Here is a 19,632-nt window from a genome sequence, read left to right on the forward strand (position 1 = left end):
GTGTTATTTAAATTTAAAGAAATTTTAAAGCTGTGTCGGGCTTTCAGGAGCCTGAATTTCACTGTCTCCTTCTTTTTCTTTAGTCAGAATCTGTTCTTGCGGTTCCTTAGCATCCGGAATCGTATTGGTAACAGGTTTCTCTGTTAATTCAGGATCCCATGCTCTCTTTCCGAAAATTTCTTCAAGGTCTTCGCGGAAGATTACTTCTTTTTCTAAAAGCTTATTCGCCAGAGCATCAAGCTTATCTTTATTTTCAGTTAAAATCTGAACCGCTCTGTCATACTGATTTTCGATAATTCCTTTGATCTCAATATCAATTTTCTTCGCAGTTTCTTCAGAATAAGGTTTTCCGAAAGAATATTCAGACTGTCCTGAACTGTCATAGTAAGAGATATTCCCGATATTCGGACTCAAACCATAAATGGTTACCATTGCCTGAGCTCTTTTGGTTACACTTTCAAGATCAGAAAGCGCTCCGGTGGAAATATTATTGAATATCACCTGCTCTGCTGCTCTACCTCCCAATGTTGCACACATTTCATCCAGCATTTGCTCTGTAGTTGTTAACTGTCTTTCTTCCGGAAGATACCAAGCCGCACCTAAAGAACGTCCTCTCGGAACAATCGTTACTTTCAATAGTGGTGAAGCGTGTTCTACCAGCCATGAAATCGTAGCATGTCCTGCTTCATGATAAGCAACTCTTCTTTTTTCAGAAGGTTTGATGGCTTTATTCTTCTTTTCAAGACCACCGATAATTCTGTCTACCGCATCAAGGAAATCCTGTTTCGTTACCGAAGCGTGGTTGTTTCTTGCTGCAATTAAGGCTGCTTCATTACAAACATTTGCAATATCGGCTCCACTGAATCCCGGGGTTTGTTTTGCCAGGAATTCTCTGTCTACAGTATCATCAAGCTTGATTTTCTTTAAATGAACATCAAAAATCTGTCTTCTTTCGTGCAGTTCCGGAAGGTCTACATAAATGGAACGGTCAAAACGTCCGGCTCTCATTAAGGCTTTATCCAGAATATCCGCTCGGTTGGTTGCAGCCATTACGATAACGTTCGTATCGGTTCCGAAACCATCCATTTCAGTTAATAACTGGTTCAGTGTGTTTTCTCTTTCGTCATTTCCGCCAGAGAAATTATTTTTTCCTCTTGCACGTCCGATGGCATCAATCTCATCAATAAAGATAATCGCAGGAGATTTTGCTTTCGCCTGAGCAAAAAGGTCTCTTACTCTTGAAGCTCCTACCCCAACAAACATTTCCACAAAATCTGAACCTGAAAGCGAGAAGAAAGGGACTTTCGCCTCTCCCGCTACTGCTTTTGCTAATAATGTTTTACCGGTTCCCGGAGGACCCACCAAAAGAACTCCTTTCGGAATTTTACCTCCCAGTTTGGTATATTTTTCTGAGTTTTTAAGGAAATCCACGACTTCCTGAACTTCTTCTTTCGCTCCTTCAAGACCTGCAACATCTTTAAATGTTACCTGAATTCTTTCTTTTTCGTCAAAAAGTTTTGCTTTCGACTTTCCGATGGAGAAAATTTGTCCGCCGGGTCCGCCTCCGCTTCCCATTTTTCTGAAAAGAAGGAAATAAAAGATCCCTAGAATCGCAATCCAGATTAATGCCTGAATTAAAAAGCTCGTTAACGGGCTTTCGCCTTCCGCATAATCTTTAGACGTTTTTATCGCCGGATTTTGCATTCTGATGGCATCAAATTTTTCAAGGAAAAGTCTAAGATCTCCATATTTAAGCGAGTAATCTGCCTTTGGAGCCATTACAAGCCCCGAAAAAGGATTCGATTTATCGTCTTTTTTTACAGTTGCTGTTTTCGCAGCCTGTGTTAAAAATACATCGGCTTTCTGAGCCTGTTTGTCAATTAAAACTCTCTGGACTTTCCCTGCCTGCATTTCTCTGAAGAAACCATCTTCATCGATTGTCTTACCGCTGCTGTCGCCCATAGAATTGGCTACAAAGAACAGCACAAGTGCCACAATCATGATAGGAAAAAACCAGTTAAATCCTTTATTGTTCATTTATACTTTTTAAAATTTAATAATTAATTTTCGATTTTCGTAATCACAGCATCTCCCCAAAGTTCTTCAATATCATAATATTCTCTTACTTCTTTCTGGAAAATGTGGACTACTACGGAAACGTAATCTACCAAAACCCACATAGAGTTTTCGGTACCTTCTACGTGCCAAGGTCTGTCTTTAAGGTCGTTTCTTACTTTTTTCTCTACACTTCCCGCTAACGCCGAAACCTGCGTATTTGAGTTTCCGCTACAGATGATGAACGTTTCTGCTACTGAATTTTCGATATTGGAAAGATCAAAGATCATGATATCTTCACCTTTTACATCCTGGATAGCCTCTACAATTTTATCTATTAGCGCTTGTTTTTCTACTGTTTTATTCATTAAAAAATACTATAATCTGCAAATTTATTGTTTTTCTTTTACTTTAGCCTTATTTTTAGCCTTTTAAAGTCTTAAAGTTTTCTTAAATGAGCGCACTGTTTTATGTGAAAGAATGTTCTTCTACTAATGACGAAATATCTAAGTTTTTACTTTATGAAGATTCAGATTTTATTGCACTTCACACATTCAATCAGACGAAAGGTCGCGGACAGTACGGAAATACATGGTCTTCAACGGCTGAAAAAAATCTGGCTTATACTCTTGCTGTAAAGGCTGAACACTTTACAGTCTCGGATTTTATGTTCAATTATTATACCGCAATTGTCATAAGGGATTTCCTTGCCAATTTGACTGACGGCGACGTGAAAATAAAATGGCCGAACGATATGATTCTTAAAGGTAAAAAAATCGTAGGAATCCTTATTGAAAAGAAAAAATTTAATCAAAATCAATATTTCATTGCAGGAGCCGGATTTAATATTCTTCAGGAAAAATTTGAAATTTCCAATGCAGGATCGCTTTTAACGCAGACCGGAAGAAGTTTTGACCTGAATGATTTCACTTTACAACTTCATGATTTTTTAACCGAAAAACTGAAAAATATTCCATCGGAAGAGGAAATCCTCAAACTTTTCAATGAAAACCTGTTCCGAAAAGACGAAATATCGGTGTTCGAACTCGAAAAAACACGCCAAAATGGCATCATCAAAAAGGCTGATGAAAATGGTGAACTCTGGATTGATCTTGAAAATGACGGACTACGATCTTTCTATCACAAAGAAATAAAATTACTTTACTGATTGGCTCTTTTAATGTAAAGAAAAGCAGCAAGCGGGAAAAAGATCATATTGGGAAGCCACATCGCCAAAGCAGGCGAAATACTTTTATTTTCCGAAACCACTTTTAAAGCTTCAAAGGAAAATACAAAAACAAAGGCTAAAGAAATACCCAGAGCCAAGTTAATACCCAATCCGCCTCGTTTTTTCTGTGAAGAAAGCGACAGCGCTAAAAAGGTAAGAATAACGATGGAAAATGGCATCGAAGTTCTTTGGTGAAGCTCGTTTAAGTGCGCATTCAAGTTGCTGTTACCTTTTTCAGTTTCTCTTTTGATGAATTTTATCAGTTCCGGTGTTGTTTTATTTTGCCCTAAAAGTTCATTGGGGAAAAGTTCTTCAGGATCATGACCGTATTTTTTCTTCAGATCGAAACCGCTGGACAACTTTTCTGTATCGTCTTTATTGATGGTTTTTTCCGTGTAGGAATTCAGTACAAATTCTTTTTTGTCTTTATCCCACGAAACATCAGAAGCCTTTAACTCGTACGTCATTCTTCTATCCTTATCAAACTTCTGATAGACGAATCCGGAACCTCTTTTTTCTCTTTTATTCCATGAATTGATAAAGATATACTCCGTTTTGCTTAATTGCGCAGAAACGGGAGCCGTTCCTAAAACCTTCTCTTTATTGGTTGCATTGTAGGTATAGGCTTCAAGCTGATTTTTCTGAATATTCGCCCAGGGAAGCAAAAAGTGATTGATTCCCAATGACAAAACAGCAATAAACAAGGATGTAAGCAAATAAGGTCTTGCAAACCTGTGAAAACTCGCTCCACTACTGATAACGGCAACAATCTCGGTATTGTTTGCCATTCTTGAGGTAAAATAGATTACCGAAATAAAGACGAGAATCGAAAGGAACGTCATGACCAGATTCACGATCCAGAAAGGATAAAAATGAATCAGGAAGTACGTAACATTAAGTTTCGGATCCAGCGCTGTTGCATTTTCAATTCTTGGAATTTTCTGCTGTACGTCGATCACCAAAACAACAATAGACAGCAATATCAGCATGAAACTGAATGTTCCAAGGTATTTTCTAACGATATATCGGTCTATTATTTTAAGCATTTTACTGCGTTTTTATTTTTAATTATAATCTCTGACGAAGAATTGGAACCACCGAATTTTTCCACTGATAGAAATCTCCTGCCATAATATGTTCTCTTGCCACTTTTACCAGATCCAGATAAAAAGCTAAATTATGAATGGAAGCAATCTGTTTTGCCAGATATTCTTTAGAAACAAACAAATGTCTTACATACGCTTTAGAATATTCTCTGTCTACGAAACTTGTTCCAAATTCGTCCAGAGGCGAAAAATCTTTCTTCCACTTCTCGTTTTTCATATTCATTACGCCTTTCCATGTGAAAAGCATTGCGTTTCTGGCATTTCTTGTTGGCATTACACAATCCATCATATCAATACCTAGCCCGATGGATTCCAGGATATTCCACGGAGTTCCCACTCCCATTAAATATCTCGGTTTTTCTTTTGGTAAAATATCGGTAACCTCATCTGTAATTCTGTACATTTCTTCTTCAGGCTCGCCTACGGAAAGACCGCCGATTGCATTACCTTCCGCTCCGGCTTCCGCAATAACTTCTGCGGAAATTTTTCTTAAATCGGAAAAAGTAGATCCCTGAACAATAGGGAAAAGTCTTTGCTTGTGACCGTACAATTCAGGATTGTTTTCCGTCCATTCGATACATCTTTTCAACCAACGGTGTGTAAGTTCCATGGATGTTTTTGCCTGATTGTATTCGCACGGATACGCCACACATTCATCAAAAGCCATAAAAATATCGGCTCCGATCTGTCTCTGGATCTCCATGGATTTTTCGGGAGAGAACATATGGTAACTTCCGTCGATGTGAGATTTGAATCGGGCTCCTTCTTCAGACATTTTTCTGCTGCTCGCCAGCGAAAACACCTGAAAACCTCCGGAATCCGTAAGAATCGGCAGATCCCAGTTCATGAATTTATGCAAACCTCCGGCTTCCTGCATGACTTCCATTCCCGGACGAAGGTATAAATGATAAGTATTTCCCAGAATAATCTGAGCTTTGATATCTTCTTTTAATTCTCTCTGGTGAACTGTTTTTACACTTGCAACCGTTCCTACAGGCATAAAAATAGGCGTCTGAATCTTACCGTGATCTGTGGTAAGTTCTCCCGCTCTTGCCTTTCCCTCAGAGGTTTTTTCTATATTAAAAAACTTTTGCATCTTAAATTATCTCGATAAAGCAGGAGGATTCTGAAGATTTCCTGATTTATTTTTTTTATCCTTTACATACTGATCCGCTTTGGGATCTTTCTTTAATACTATTTTCTGGGCATCATCTGCAATACCGCTCATCTCTTCCTTCACCACATAATATTTGAAGCTTTCCACAAAATCCTGAGATTTTACATTATGTGTTTTCAGGATATATCTTGTTCCTGCTTCAAGATTCGTGTTGGGATACATGAAAGTTGCCTGATCGTTAATGGAAAGATCAGCCAGAATTTCTGCCATCTGATCTTTCGGGATCAGATTTTTAGGCTTATCGATGTAGTCTCCGCATGAAAACAGACACATCAGAACAAAAATGAAGATCAGTTTTTTCATAATCTGTTGATGATGGATTTCCATTTTAAATTTAAAACTCCAAAAACCGCTTCATGAATGATCCCGCCATTCATTTTGCTTTCTCCCAGAATTCTGTTGGTAAAAATAATAGGAACTTCTACAATTTTAGATCCTTTTTTAAAAGCTCTGAATTTCATTTCGATCTGAAATCCATATCCTTTTAATTTTACGTTATCCAAACCGATTTCTTCCAGAACCTTTCTTGAAAAACAGACAAAGCCTGCCGTAGTATCATGAATCGGAAGTCCCAAAACAAAACGAACATATTTTGAAGCAAAATAAGACAGCAAAACTCTTCCCATAGGCCAGTTCACCACATTTACTCCTTTGGAATAACGGGAACCGATTGCCATGTCTGCTTTTAAACAGGCTTCATAAAGCTTAGGCAGATCATTCGGGTTGTGCGAAAAATCGGCATCCATTTCAAAAATATAATCATACTTATTTTCGATCGCCCATTTAAACCCATGAATGTATGCTTTTCCCAAACCATCTTTCACCTTTCGTACCGACAGATGAAGATAATGAGGATAATTCTTCTGCAATTCCTTCACCAAGTCCGCCGTTCCATCAGGAGACGAGTCATCCACTACCAAAATATGAAAGTCATCTTCCAATGCAAAAACTGCGGAAATAATATTTTCAATATTTTCCTTTTCGTTGTAAGTCGGAATTATGACCAGTTTTTTCATTTCAGTTTGCAAAGATAGTTTATTTAACCTTTTTATTTTATACAAAATAATCTATAATTTTGCAAAAAAATTCCGTTGCCTTTATCACAAACATTTATAAATCATGTAAGAATACCTGAACATAACGATTGGGTAATCTTTATATTGCTGGGCTGTATCTTTTTATACCTTTTTATGATGAACGTCGTAGAAAGAGAAGCCAACCTGAAAGATTTTCTGCTTCAAAAGTATTTTGACGCCAGCAACAACCTTCCGAGCTGGGTAATCACATCCTGTGTTATTACACTTACGCTTTCGGTTCTGATCTCCCAGTATATTCCCATAGTTCCAAAATATGTTGCCGATCTTCAGATTTTGGGGTATCAGCTTAATAAATTTGGTTTTTGTTTAATTGCGGTCATATTTTTTTATGCAATAAAATCAAGTTTAGGATTTTTATTTTTCCAAAGCATTGGCGACGGAAAGAAATGGACTGTTTTTTATTTTACCTCTACAAAATTTTATTTTGTCCTGTCTTTTTTGTTAATAATTTTATGTGTAACCCACTATTATTTCCCGATCGACAGAAATAAAATGTTTTTATATTACATTTTCTTTTTCTCTTTTGTATTCATTTTCAAGGTGTTTTTCTATTTATTTCACAAGAACAACATCTTACCTGAGAAATGGTATTATAAATTTTTGTATATTTGCACGCTCCAAATCGCACCCATTTTGTTGCTTTGGAAACTATTGTTTTTTTAATAACTGTCAATGATGAGAATAAAGTCTATATTGGTTTCTCAACCAGCGCCAAGTGAGTCGTCTCCGTACCTGGAAATTGCAAAGAAGGAAAAGATAAAGATTGATTTCCGTCCTTTCATCCACGTCGAAGGAGTTGACAATAAAGAGCTTAGAACACAAAAGATCGATCTTACGCAATATACCGGAATTATTTTCACGAGTAAAAACGCGATCGACCATTACTTCAGATTAGCTGAAGAGCTTCGTTTTTCGGTTCCTGATACGATGAGATACATCTGCCAGTCGGAAGCCATTGCGAATTATCTTCAAAAGCATATTGTGTACAGAAAAAGAAAGATCAGCTTCGGGGAAAAGAACTTCTCGGATCTTCTTCCGCTGTTTAAAAAATTCCCGAGCGAAAAATATCTTTTGCCATCATCAGATGTTTTAAGCCCGGATATTACCAAAACAATGGAAGCTTCTAATGTAGACTGGAAAAGAGCCATCATGTACAGAACCGTTTGCAGCGATCTTACAGACATCAATGTAAAAGATTATGATATGCTGATTTTCTTCAGTCCGCAGGGAATTAAATCTCTACAGCAGAATTTTCCGGATTTCAAGCAGGAAGAAACAAAAATCGGCGTTTTCGGTGCAACTACTTCAGCAGCAGCAGAAGAAGCAGGGCTAACAGTAGATTTAATGGCTCCTACAAAGGAAACTCCGTCCATGACCATGGCATTGGAAAAGTATATTAAAGCATTACATAAATAAGTTTTTAATATAAAATATAAAGCAACCGTCTTTTCTTACCGGAAAGATGGTTTTTTTTTAACTAAATTTGAACAAGAATTAACATTGAATGGAAGCTCCAAAGGCAAAAAAAATAGAAAAAATACTTGAAACACACGGTGATAAAAGGTTAGACCCCTATTTCTGGCTCAACGAAAGAGAAAATCCAGAAGTAATAAAATATCTCGAAGAAGAAAATGCGTATGCAGATTTCATCATGAAGGATACAGAACCTTTTCAGGAAGAACTTTTTGAGGAAATGAAAGCCCGTTATAAAAAAGATGACGAATCTTTACCTTATTTCTTTAACGAATATTGGTACATCGTTCGTTACGAAGAGGGAAAAGAATATCCTATTTTCTGCAGAAAATACCAAAGTCTCGAAAACGAAGAAGAAATTATTCTGGACGTTAATATTTTGGCAGAAGGCGAAAATTATTTTGAAGTAGGAAGTGTTGCTGTTTCTCCAAACAACCAATTGGCATCATTTTCAACAGATAACGTGAGCCGAAGAATTTACACCATTAAATTCAAAAATTTACAGACCGGTGAAACACTTCCTGATGAAATTGAAAACACCACAGGAAAAGCAGTCTGGGCAAATGATAACGAGCATATTTTCTACATCAGAAAAGATGAAAGTTTAAGAGCTTTTCAGGTGTACAGACATAAACTGGGAACAGATTCTTCGGATGATGTGCTGATTTTCCATGAAAAAGATGATACATTCGACGTAAATGTTTTCAAAACCAAATCTCTGGAATATATTTTTATTGCCAGTTCGAGCACCATTTCGGATGAGCACAGATTTATTCCTTCCGATGACGTTTTCGCAGACTGGACGATTATTCAGCCAAGAATAGATGATCTGGAATACTCGGTTGAGCATTATGAAGATGAATTCTACATTATTACCAACGCAGACGATGCTTTCAATTTTAAAATTGTAAAGACAAAGATCGATAACTGCGGAATGGAGAACTGGGTGGATGTAATTCCTCACCGTCCGGAAGTTTTACTGGAAGGTTTTGAGATCTTTAAAAACTATCTGGTTCTTGAAGAAAGAGAAGAAGGTCTTTTACAGATCAAGATTATTGACGAGAAAACGCAGGAATCACATTATCTGCCGTTTTCAGATCCTACTTATACCGCTTACATCGGAGTAAATCTGGAATTTGACACGGAAGTTCTCCGCTACGGCTACACTTCTCTTACACAGCCAAGTTCCACCTACGAATATAATATGAAGGAAAAAACCACAAAACTTCTGAAACAGCAGGAAGTTTTGGGCGGAAAATTCTTTGCCGAAAATTATATTTCCGAAAGAATCTGGGCAGATTCCAGAGACGGAGAAGCGAAAGTTCCCATTTCTCTGGTTTACCATAAAGATACCCCAAAATCTGCAGATACACCTTTACTTTTATATGGTTATGGAAGTTACGGACACACTGTTGATGCAAGTTTTTCAAACGTGAGGCTTTCTATTTTAGACAGAGGTTTTATTTACGCAATTGCCCACATACGAGGCGGAGAATATCTGGGAAGAGAATGGTATGAAGACGGAAAAATGCTGTTCAAGAAAAACACATTTTTTGATTTTATTGATGCCGGAAAATTTTTAATTAAAGAAAATTATACTTCCTCAAAACATTTGTACGCGATGGGCGGAAGCGCAGGAGGATTACTGGTGGGAGCGGTAATGAATTACGAACCTTCTCTCTTCAACGGAATTGTAGCACAGGTTCCTTTTGTGGACGTTGTAACGACCATGCTGGACGAAACCATCCCATTAACAACAGGAGAATACGACGAATGGGGAAATCCGAATGATGAAGAATATTATCATTATATGAAAGAATATTCGCCGTATGACAATGTGGAAGCTAAAGATTACCCAAATCTATTGATTACCACAGGATTACACGATTCTCAGGTACAATATTGGGAACCGGCAAAATGGACGGCAAAACTGAGAGAACTGAAAACGGATGACAATATCCTGATTTTCAAAACAGATATGAGCGCAGGACACGGCGGAGCGAGCGGAAGATTTGAATCTTTGAAAGAAGATGCTCTGGAATATGCTTTCCTGATGAAACTGGAAGGTAAAATATAGGGATTATGTTTATTTTCCCGAAAAAACAGAATAAACAATAAAAAGAATTGATATATAATGAACGAAGCGGAATTATGGCAAAAAATAGAGCAATTCTTTATTGAAAATTTCGATACGGAAAAAAATGCTCCGATAGAAACCTACCTTTTTCTGATCGGACTTCAGGAACTGGGAAGCGGACAGCAGAAATACACAAAAGACGATAAGGTAAATTTAATCCACATTTCAGTGTGCAGATTACTGGAGCCTTTCGGATATTATAAATTTTCGCATTACGATGACGACGGATATCCACACTTTGATAAACTGGAAGATCTTCCAGAACTGAAACCGAACGAACAGCAGCTTTTAATGAAAAAAGCAATTATTCAGTATTTTCAGGATGAAGAAATACTTTAGAAATAAAAAAAGGAGAGTAAATTTTTACTTTCCTTTTTTATTTTACACATAGTGTTTATTATAACAAAAATTAAAAATTTATAAAAAAACGTTAAATAACGCCTTTTTAAGAAAAATTACACAATTTATTGGCGCGTTTTTTGTTTATCAAGTCATAAAATAATTAATTTTAACACTCATTATTTCAAAATCGATTAAAATAAAGTAAATGAATAATAAGTTCATCCCAATAATTTCTGTGTTTATGACGATCTCTTTGATTGTATTCGTTACACTCCAGTTTTATTGGCTGAAAAATTATTACGGAGCACTGGAACAGGAGTTTTCCAATAAAGTGTATTCTGCTTTAGAAGGTACAGCAAAAACCATTGGAGAAATTGAGGTAGATAAATATCTAAATGAAGACAATAAAGATTTCAGAAATAATATTTTAGCAAACAGTGATCAGCCTACTTTAACCACGATTCAGCAGGTAGAAGATTCCGGAACGCGTAGACAGATTATTTATTCTAAGAATATTATTGAAAAAAGCCAGCTTCCGATTTCTCTGCAGGGAGATTCGATTAAGCTTACAAAACTGTATTCTGATGAAGCCGCCTATAAAATAAAAAGAGATACAACAAGTAGAGAAATTCTTACTGCTGATATTAATCAGGGATTAGAAAACGGAGATTTTTATATGCGTGAATATGCAAAAATCGTAGGAAATAACATCCCAATTACTAAGCGTGTAAATCCAAAAGTTTTGGATTCTGTAATTGCAAAAGAATTGAGAGTAAGAGGTATTTCAGCAAAATTCGGTTACGGAATTACAGATAAAAATAACAAAGTAACAAGTGTTGTTACAAAAGATTATAAAGAAGAAAAAGATAGCAACAGATACTCATACCCACTTTTTACAGATAAAAAAGAAAGAACATTATATAATCTTGCGCTCGTTTTTCCAAAAAAAGAATACTCTCTTGCAATGAACAACTGGCCGATGCTTTTGGGAACCTTTCTTTCGCTGCTTACCATTTTGGGAATTTATATTATTTCCATTAATTATATGATGAGACAGAAAAAACTGGCAGAAGTAAAGACAGATTTCATCAACAATATGTCTCACGAGTTTAAGACTCCTCTGGCAACGATTTCTGTAGCAACAGACTCTTTGGCGAATGATAAGATTGCAACCAATCCGGAAAAGGTAAAATACTATTCGGAACTGATTAAGCAGGAAAATCTGAGGATGAAAAAGCAGGTGGAAAATGTTCTGAATATGTCTAAACTCGAACGTAATGAAGTGAAATTATTCCTGAAGGAAACCAACGTAAGAGAACTGATCAGAAGAACGGCAGAATCTTTCAGTCTTATTGTAAAGCAGAGAAACGGTACGCTGAGAGAGGAATTTAATGCAACGAATTATAATTTTAAAATTGATGAATTCCACATCTCGAATATGCTGGTAAACCTTTTGGACAATGCCAATAAATATTCGCCGGAAACGCCGGAAATCTCTATTAAAACAAGAAATGAAGGTCATTTTTATGTAATAGAAGTTTCAGATAAGGGAATGGGAATGGAAACCCAAAATAAAACGAAAATTTTCGAAAAATTCTTCAGGGAAGAAACCGGAAATATTCATAATGTAAAAGGACAGGGTTTAGGACTGTCTTATGTAAAAAAGATTGTGGAACTCCATAAGGGACAGATTATTGTAGATTCACAAAAAGGAAAAGGAAGCACATTTACAATAAAGCTTCCGATGGCATAAATAAAATTTTTATCCAATAAACAAATATTAGAAAAGAGGAGAATGACTTGTTCATTCAAAATTATTAACGATTAATAGTTACAACTATGAGCAACAGAATATTATTAGTAGAAGACGACCAGAGTTTTGGGGCAGTGCTGAAGGATTATTTAACGATAAATAACTTCGAAGTTACTCTTGCTACAGACGGAGAACAGGGGTTGAAAGAATTTACGGAAAACGAATTCGATATCTGTATTTTCGACGTGATGATGCCTAAAAAAGACGGTTTTTCATTAGCAGAAGACGTAAAAAAAATAGATAAAAATACACCGATCATTTTCTTAACTGCAAGAAATATGAGAGAAGATATCTTGAAGGGATATCAGTTGGGAGCTGATGATTACATCACAAAACCATTTGATACTGAGCTTCTTTTATATAAAATTAAAGCAATTCTTCAGAGAAGTTCCACCTTAGAAAATGAAGAGCAGGAACAGTTCAAGATCAGCAATATTTTCTTTGATTCTATGTTGAGACAACTGAGAGTTGGTGACAACGAATACAAGCTTTCTCCAAAAGAAAATGAACTATTGAAACTTCTTTGTATCCACAGAAACGATTTTATGCCAAGAGACTTGGCTTTGAGAAAAATCTGGAAGAAAGAAAACTATTTTACAGCAAGAAGTATGGACGTTTATATTGCTAAGCTTCGTAAACTTTTGAAAGACGACGAAGGACTGGAGATCATCAACGTACACGGAGAAGGATTCAGACTTTTAGTTAAGAATTAATTCTAAAAAACGACTATTATTATAAAATTAGCAAAGCATTTAAAAATGTTTTGCTAATTTTGTTTTATATGAAAACTACATTGTTGGGCATACTTGCCATTTCTATATTTACAGTATCGTGTAAAAAGGATGAGAGAGCTACTTATCTTAAAGAAGAAGCCGGAGTTCCGCAGGCTCCTGTAGCGGTTAATCAGGCTCCTAAAGCTTCTATTCTTGATCAGGCGGGAATTAAAACAACAACAGGATCGGGAACGTCAACCGTTACTTCTCCGGGAATGAATCCACCACACGGTCAACCCGGTCACAGATGCGATATTCCGGTAGGACAGCCATTAAATTCTGCTCCTGCACAACCTCAACAGGGAACTCAGAATGTTGCGGTAAATGCTCCGCAGGGACAGACCATTCAGATTGATCCAAATTCTTTACAACCCGGAAAATTTGCCTTAGACCAAAGCGGAAAAGCAAAAACCGTTAAAACTCCGAAAGGAATGAATCCTCCTCATGGAGAACCGGGACACCGATGCGATATTCCGGTAGGACAACCTTTGAACAGCAAACCGGCTCCGGTTCAGCAGCCTGTACAGCAAAATATCGCACAAAACGCTCCCGCTCCGGCTCCGACACCTGCTCCAACAGGTCCGAAACCGGCGGTAAATCCTCCTCATGGAGAACCTTGGCATGACTGTGCGAAGAAAGTGGGAGAGCCTTTATAAGAAATTTTGTACTTTTGTGTTATGAAATTATTTCAGATAATAACTGTTATTTTCTGCCTGGGAATCTTTCTGATTCCTAAAGATAATTTCTATGCACAGAATATGCAGGAAAACTGTTGCAAAAAAGATTCTGAAATGAGCTGCTGTAAAAAAGATCATTCTCAAAATTCCGAAAATAACCATCACAAAAAAGAGCAGAAATCAAGCTGTAACGACGATTGCTGTTCAACGTGTTTAGCCTGTTATACTTTTATAGAAACTCCTTTTTCAAAGAGTTTACAGTTAGAATATTCGTATTACAAATCGAATAAAAACTCGCAGTTCGAATATTCGGATCCTTATCTTTCAAGCCGTTTAAAAGAAATCTGGCAGCCGCCGAAAATAGCTTAATTAAAAATAATGTTACTAAACATCGGTTTACCAGCATCAGAATGACTGGTTATCGACCTGATGTTTACCTTGCAGCATTAAAGCTTTAATTAATCTAAATTTTAAACAAAATGAAATTATATATTTCCAGGATTATTCTTGGTGTATTCTTATTATCCATACAATTTATTTTTGCCCAGAATCTTTCAAAAAACCAGTTCAAAGTAAAGGGAAACTGTGAGATGTGCAAAGAAAGAATCGAAAACACTGCTAAGAATGCAGGCGCAAAAACAGCAACCTATTCAATTGATGCACAAATATTAACCATTGAAACAGACAACAACACTTCTTCAGATGAAATCTTAAAAAAAATCGCAGAAGCAGGTCATGACAATGAAAAATTCAAAGCCTCTGCTGAAACGTATGAAGCTCTTCCGGAATGCTGTCATTACACCAGAGACTTACAGCCACAAACCATTGAAAATCATGAAAATCATGCTAAAAAAGAAAATGAATTTTATGTAAAAGGCAATTGTGAATCCTGCAAAGCAAGAATTGAAAAAGCCGCAAAAAATGCAGGAGCAGATTCCGTAGAATGGAATGCCGAAAGACAAATTGTAACGCTGAATTTTGATTCGAATAAAACATCATCAGACAAAATTTTGAAGAAAATTGCGGAAGTTGGGCATGATAACGAGAAGTATAAATCCAGTGACAACACGTATAAAAACCTACCCTCATGCTGTCTTTACGATAGAGAAATTCCTTTTGGAGAAACAAATCCGAAAGTTCATGCGGAAGAAGGAAATCCTTCAGAAAACACAGATCACGCTGATCATCATGAAGCGGGTGAAAATCACGGCAGTCATGAAAAAAATATTAAAGGCGTTACGGTAAACGGATCAAAAGCGGCAACGTCTTTAAACAAAAAAGAAGCAGGACTTATTTTTAATATTGATAAAAAAGAACTCCTGAAAGCAGCCTGCTGTAACCTTTCTGAAAGTTTTGAAACCAATGCAACAGTTGATGTTTCTTTCAGCAATGCGGTTACAGGAACAAAGCAACTGAAAATATTAGGTTTAGACCAAAAATATACGAGCTTAACAAAAGAATTACTGCCCGAAATCCGTGGATTGGCTTCCGCTTACGGGCTGAGTTTCATTCCCGGAAGATGGATTGAAAGCATTCAGCTTACCAAGGGCGGAAGTACTGTGACGAATGGTTATGAAAGCATTACAGGACAAATAAATACAGAACTTCTTAAGAATGCCGAAAAGCCGGAAACTTCACTGAATTTATTTTCAGATTTTAACGGAAGAGCAGAAGCCAATATCACCAGTGTTTCGCCCATCAATGAAAAGTGGTCGCAGACATTTTTACTTCACGGAAACGGAACTTTCGGAGATACCGATATGAATGATGACGGATTTCTGGACAGACCGAAAGGAACGCAGTTAAATGCAGCTTATTTACTGAATTACAATGATCTGCAAAAGTCAGGTTTCGGTTCACATTTTGGAATTAATTTCATCAAAGACGAAAGAACTTCAGGACAGACCGGATTCGATAAAAAAATTCCGCAGGAAAAACAATCGCTGTACGGAGTTGGAATTGATATCTCCAGATTTCAGGTTTGGAATAAAACAGGGTATGTTTTTAAAGGAAAACCTTACCAAAGTCTGGGCTGGATGAACCAGTACACTTTTCATCAGCAGGACAGCTTTTTCGGACTGAGAAATTATTCCGGAAAACAGCAGACGTATTATTCCAATTTAATTTTTGAAAGTATTTTGGGAAATACCAATCATAAATACAAAGCCGGAGCAAGCTTCATGTATGATGGATATGATGAAAACTATTTAACCTCGACCATCAAAAGAAACGAGATTGTTCCGGGAGCTTTTGCGGAATATACTTTAACAGGTTTAAAATACACCTTAGTTGCCGGAACTAGAGTAGATTTTCATAATCTTGCCGGAACGCAGTTTACTCCGAGACTGAATTTTAAATATGATTTTACACCGCAGACGATTTTGAGGCTTTCCGCAGGAAGAGGGTTCAGAACGGCAAACATTTTTGCCGAAAGTCAGCAGTATTTCGCATCTAACCGTTCCATTCAGGTTTTACAGAACGGAGGAAATATTTATGGTTTAAGACCTGAAATTGCATGGAATTACGGAGCGAGTTTACAGCAGGAATTCAAACTTTTCGGAAGAAAATCTACCATTGTTGCAGATTTTTTCAGAACAGATTTTCAGGATCAGGTGATAGTGGATCTGGACCGGTCTCCTCAACAATTAACTTTCTATAATCTTGACGGAAAGTCTTTCGCAAATTCTTTCCAGACTCAGTGGGATTTCATTCTTTTCAGAAATTTTGAAGTGAGACTGGCTTACAAATATTACGATGTTCAGGCAGATTATCTGGATGGAAGACGTGAAGTTCCTTTCATGGCGAAACACAGAGGTTTTGTGAATCTTGCCTACTCTACCAACAAAAACACTAAAGGCGCATTCTGGAGTTTCGATACCACACTGAATGCAGTCGGAAAACAGAGACTTCCTAATACATCTTCGAATCCTGCAGAATTTCAGCTTCCAGCCTATTCTGAATCTTATGTTGTTTTAAATGCGCAGATTTCAAGGAATTTCAATAAGAAAATCAGGGCGTATTTAGGAGGAGAAAATTTAACTTCCTATTATCAGAAAAATGCCATTGTTGATGTTAAAAATCCTTTCGGAAATTATTTTGACGGCGGAATGGTCTATGCTCCGATCATGAAAGCTAATTTTTATGTCGGGTTGGATGTTACTTTTTAAGTTTGAGGGTTTGAGGATTTGAGAGTTTGAGGATTTGAGCGTTAGCGAGTTGGAGTTGTAAGCTGAAAACCAAAATTAATATTATTTGCACTTAGTTTAAACCATTAAGATTTCTGTTAAGGAGTTTAGAATATTAAGAGGAACTTACTTTTTTAGTTTTATACTTATTGAAAGTAATTTGTTTTTCTAAACTAAACTTAACCTCTTAAATTCTTTTAATGGTTCAGAAATCAGCAATTAAGTTTATATTATTAAGCATGATTTCAATAATTAATAGGGTTGGAATCATGCTTTTTTGTACATTTATAGGAAAGCAAAAGGATGTCGCAAACACTTATCTTTGAAGACCAGTACAAGAAACTGGGATTCGAAACTTTTTCCGAAAACAATCTGCTCAATTTTAAAGACCACAAATACAAATCTGAAATTAAAATTTTCTATATTCCTGCAGGATACGAACTGTCCGTGGATTTCAGACATTATAAAACCGAAAATCCGGCTTTATTTTTTCTGACGAATCAGCATCTGCAAATGGAAAATGGAAACGACGAATCGCATCTGATCTATTACAACCGTGATTTTTACTGCATTCAGATTCATGATAAGGAAGTTGCCTGTGACGGACTGCTTTTTCATAACGTGTTTGAAATTCCTTTTGTTGAACTCGATGCCGAAGAAAATTCTGCAATCCAACATTTATTTCAAAACATTAAAAACGAACTGGAATGGAAAGATTCTTCCGCAGAAGAAATGATCCGAACCTACGTTAAACAAATTATCATCCGCGCCACCAGAAAATGGAAAAAGCAGAATCTGAATAATGATGAAGTAAAAATTCCGGCGCACGAACTGGATGTTTTCAGGGATTTCAGCCGTTTGCTTGAAGTTCACTTTCGCGAAAAACATAATGTGGCAGATTATGCAGAAATGCTTCACCTATCCCCCAAAACACTTACGCACAAATTTAAAAATCTGAATCTGGAATCTCCCAACCAGTTTATCATCAGCAGAATCTTATTGGAAGCCAAAAGACTATTATTCTATACCGACAAAACGGTAAAAGAAATTGCCTACGATCTCGGCTATGAAGATCCTGCCTATTTCAACCGGCTTTTCAGTCAGAAGACAGGAAGCACACCTGCAAGTTTCAAAAAAAATTATGTCTCGGGAAAAAAGTACAATAGTTAGTTCTTTTTGTGTATTTATCTGGAACGAAATCTGCAATACCTTTGTCACATCAAAATAACAATATTAAAACAAAACATTATGAGACGTAACGCAACAGCCGTTTGGAACGGAACCATTAAAGAAGGAAAAGGACATCTTACGACACAAAGCACCACTTTAAACCAGACTCAGTATTCATTTAACAGCCGATTTGAAGACGGAGTGGGAACAAATCCTGAAGAATTATTAGCAGCGGCTCACGCTGGATGTTTCACCATGAAATTAAGCGCAGAACTTTCTCAGGCAGGCTATACTCCGGAAGAATTAACGACAAAATCTGTTATTACTTTGGATCCGAGCGCAGGAAAAATTACAAAATCTGAATTGACATTAACAGCTAAAGTTCCCGGAATTTCAGAAGAAGAATTCCAGAAATATGCAAAAAATGCGGAAGAAGGTTGTCCTGTAAGTGCAGCTTTCAATTTCGAAATTACTTTGGAAGCTACTTTGGCTAACTAAGAATTTGAGCCATTAAGATTTTATTTAAGAAGTTTAGATTAATTAAGCTCTTCACGTAAATTATTTAAAATCTTAATATCAACATGAATAGGAACGGGCTTCAGCCCGTTTTTTCATTCAAAAAATAAATCATAAGGCTTTAGCCAAAATTTAAAAAATAAAATATTCAACTTAATTAATCTAAACTTCTTAAATAAAATCTTAATGGTTTAATATAGACGGATACATTTAATCTTATTATAAAATATACCGATTGGTATATTTTTGTATCTTTGCAGGAATTCAGCAGAAAAATGTCAAAAGCAGAAAAGACAAAACAATTCATCATTGAGAAAACCGCCTCTTTGTTTAATACCAAAGGCTATACCTCTACATCCCTTTCGGACATTACAAAAGCGACGGGTTTAACCAAAGGAAGTATTTACGGAAACTTTGAAAACAGAGATAAAGTAGCTCTTGAAGTATATCAGTTCAATGCAGGAATGCTGAAGAAAAATATGCAGAGATCTTTTGGTGAAGAATATCCTACGATGTCTGCCAAACTGTATGCTTTTATTGCATTTTACAGAAAAAACTGGAAAATTGTCTTCCAAAACGGCGGCTGTCCGCTAATGAATGCAGCGACAGAATGTAGTGACTCCTTTCCGGAACTTAGAAAGAAAGTACGGCATTCTTTTGAGGACTGGATAAAAACCATCTCAAATATTATCATTGAAGGACAAAAAAGCGAAGAATTCAAGCCTGAAATTAACGCGGAGGAATTTGCCTCTTTATTGGTGATGATGATTGAAGGCGGTATTCTTTTATCCAAAACCACAGAAGACGAAAAATATCTCAATCTCGCTTTAGACAGGATTTTAGAGGTTATCGACAAAGAAATTAAACAAAACATCTCATAATT

Annotated in this window: 19 protein-coding genes; 13 read left to right on the forward strand and 6 right to left on the reverse strand. The window is 36.5% G+C overall.

All coding sequences use genetic code 11. The annotated features are described in order from the left end of the window. Window positions 1–24: 24 nt before the first annotated feature. Entirely contained in the window at window positions 25–2,037 is a 2,013-nt protein-coding gene (ftsH, locus tag WFH39_RS06380) for an ATP-dependent zinc metalloprotease FtsH (RefSeq protein ID WP_214588201.1), read from the reverse strand. Window positions 2,038–2,060: 23 nt separating this feature from the next. Further along, on the reverse strand, window positions 2,061–2,423 hold the full coding sequence (gene rsfS, locus WFH39_RS06385) for a ribosome silencing factor (protein ID WP_076391563.1): 363 nt from the start codon (window positions 2,421–2,423) through the stop codon (window positions 2,061–2,063). Window positions 2,424–2,509: 86 nt separating this feature from the next. On the opposite strand from rsfS, the gene WFH39_RS06390 reads away from it, so the two are divergent. After that, the gene (locus tag WFH39_RS06390) at window positions 2,510–3,223 is read left to right on the forward strand and encodes a biotin--[acetyl-CoA-carboxylase] ligase (RefSeq protein ID WP_336689219.1); all 714 of its coding nucleotides are present in this window, start codon (window positions 2,510–2,512) and stop codon (window positions 3,221–3,223) included. On the opposite strand, the gene WFH39_RS06395 is transcribed toward WFH39_RS06390, so the two are convergent. From WFH39_RS06395 to WFH39_RS06410, 4 genes are read right to left on the reverse strand one after another with little or no spacing between them, the layout of a single operon-like run. Then, window positions 3,217–4,329, reverse strand: a complete 1,113-nt coding sequence (locus tag WFH39_RS06395; protein WP_214588198.1) for an LptF/LptG family permease — start codon at window positions 4,327–4,329, stop codon at window positions 3,217–3,219. The two genes, WFH39_RS06390 and WFH39_RS06395, sit on opposite strands and share 7 nt — an antisense overlap. Before the next feature lie 22 nt (window positions 4,330–4,351). Next, window positions 4,352–5,485 carry a tRNA guanosine(34) transglycosylase Tgt gene (tgt, locus tag WFH39_RS06400; protein WP_235132536.1) on the reverse strand — a complete coding sequence of 378 codons (1,134 nt, stop codon included), beginning with the start codon at window positions 5,483–5,485 and terminating at the stop codon, window positions 4,352–4,354. A gap of 6 nt (window positions 5,486–5,491) precedes the next feature. Then, the gene (locus tag WFH39_RS06405) at window positions 5,492–5,869 is read right to left on the reverse strand and encodes a DUF4296 domain-containing protein (RefSeq protein WP_214588196.1); all 378 of its coding nucleotides are present in this window, start codon (window positions 5,867–5,869) and stop codon (window positions 5,492–5,494) included. Then, entirely contained in the window at window positions 5,866–6,582 is a 717-nt protein-coding gene (locus WFH39_RS06410) for a polyprenol monophosphomannose synthase (RefSeq protein ID WP_214588195.1), read from the reverse strand. Before WFH39_RS06410 ends, WFH39_RS06405 begins: the two co-directional genes overlap by 4 nt. Before the next feature lie 144 nt (window positions 6,583–6,726). Between WFH39_RS06410 and WFH39_RS06415 the strand changes: the two genes are divergently transcribed. The 12 genes from WFH39_RS06415 (at window position 6,727) to WFH39_RS06470 (ending at window position 19,630) form a co-directional block, all read left to right on the forward strand. Next, entirely contained in the window at window positions 6,727–7,326 is a 600-nt protein-coding gene (locus WFH39_RS06415; protein WP_336689325.1) for a DUF4271 domain-containing protein, read from the forward strand. Between the two features lie 12 nt (window positions 7,327–7,338). Then, window positions 7,339–8,079, forward strand: a complete 741-nt coding sequence (locus WFH39_RS06420; protein ID WP_108411599.1) for a uroporphyrinogen-III synthase — start codon at window positions 7,339–7,341, stop codon at window positions 8,077–8,079. 88 nt (window positions 8,080–8,167) lie between these two features. Beyond that, complete coding sequence (locus WFH39_RS06425; RefSeq protein WP_336689220.1) at window positions 8,168–10,213, forward strand: S9 family peptidase; 2,046 nt, start codon at window positions 8,168–8,170, stop codon at window positions 10,211–10,213. Between the two features lie 57 nt (window positions 10,214–10,270). Beyond that, a complete protein-coding gene (locus tag WFH39_RS06430) occupies window positions 10,271–10,612 on the forward strand; it encodes a hypothetical protein (RefSeq protein ID WP_336689221.1) in 342 nt (113 codons plus the stop codon). 208 nt (window positions 10,613–10,820) lie between these two features. Then, on the forward strand, window positions 10,821–12,368 hold the full coding sequence (locus WFH39_RS06435) for a sensor histidine kinase (RefSeq protein WP_235132532.1): 1,548 nt from the start codon (window positions 10,821–10,823) through the stop codon (window positions 12,366–12,368). 86 nt (window positions 12,369–12,454) lie between these two features. After that, window positions 12,455–13,141 carry a response regulator transcription factor gene (locus WFH39_RS06440; RefSeq protein ID WP_027380477.1) on the forward strand — a complete coding sequence of 229 codons (687 nt, stop codon included), beginning with the start codon at window positions 12,455–12,457 and terminating at the stop codon, window positions 13,139–13,141. A gap of 68 nt (window positions 13,142–13,209) precedes the next feature. Beyond that, window positions 13,210–13,857, forward strand: a complete 648-nt coding sequence (locus WFH39_RS06445) for a hypothetical protein (RefSeq protein ID WP_336689222.1) — start codon at window positions 13,210–13,212, stop codon at window positions 13,855–13,857. 21 nt (window positions 13,858–13,878) lie between these two features. After that, window positions 13,879–14,247 carry a hypothetical protein gene (locus WFH39_RS06450; protein ID WP_336689223.1) on the forward strand — a complete coding sequence of 123 codons (369 nt, stop codon included), beginning with the start codon at window positions 13,879–13,881 and terminating at the stop codon, window positions 14,245–14,247. A 110-nt stretch (window positions 14,248–14,357) separates the two neighbouring features. Then, window positions 14,358–17,045, forward strand: a complete 2,688-nt coding sequence (locus WFH39_RS06455) for a TonB-dependent receptor domain-containing protein (protein ID WP_336689224.1) — start codon at window positions 14,358–14,360, stop codon at window positions 17,043–17,045. 321 nt (window positions 17,046–17,366) lie between these two features. After that, window positions 17,367–18,233 carry a helix-turn-helix domain-containing protein gene (locus tag WFH39_RS06460; RefSeq protein ID WP_336689225.1) on the forward strand — a complete coding sequence of 289 codons (867 nt, stop codon included), beginning with the start codon at window positions 17,367–17,369 and terminating at the stop codon, window positions 18,231–18,233. A gap of 78 nt (window positions 18,234–18,311) precedes the next feature. Beyond that, window positions 18,312–18,731, forward strand: a complete 420-nt coding sequence (locus tag WFH39_RS06465; RefSeq protein ID WP_336689226.1) for an OsmC family protein — start codon at window positions 18,312–18,314, stop codon at window positions 18,729–18,731. A gap of 293 nt (window positions 18,732–19,024) precedes the next feature. Then, entirely contained in the window at window positions 19,025–19,630 is a 606-nt protein-coding gene (locus tag WFH39_RS06470) for a TetR/AcrR family transcriptional regulator (RefSeq protein WP_336689227.1), read from the forward strand. Window positions 19,631–19,632 lie beyond the last annotated feature (2 nt).

Source organism: Chryseobacterium sp. MMO-72, from assembly GCF_037146035.1.
GTDB lineage: Bacteria > Bacteroidota > Bacteroidia > Flavobacteriales > Weeksellaceae > Chryseobacterium > Chryseobacterium indicum.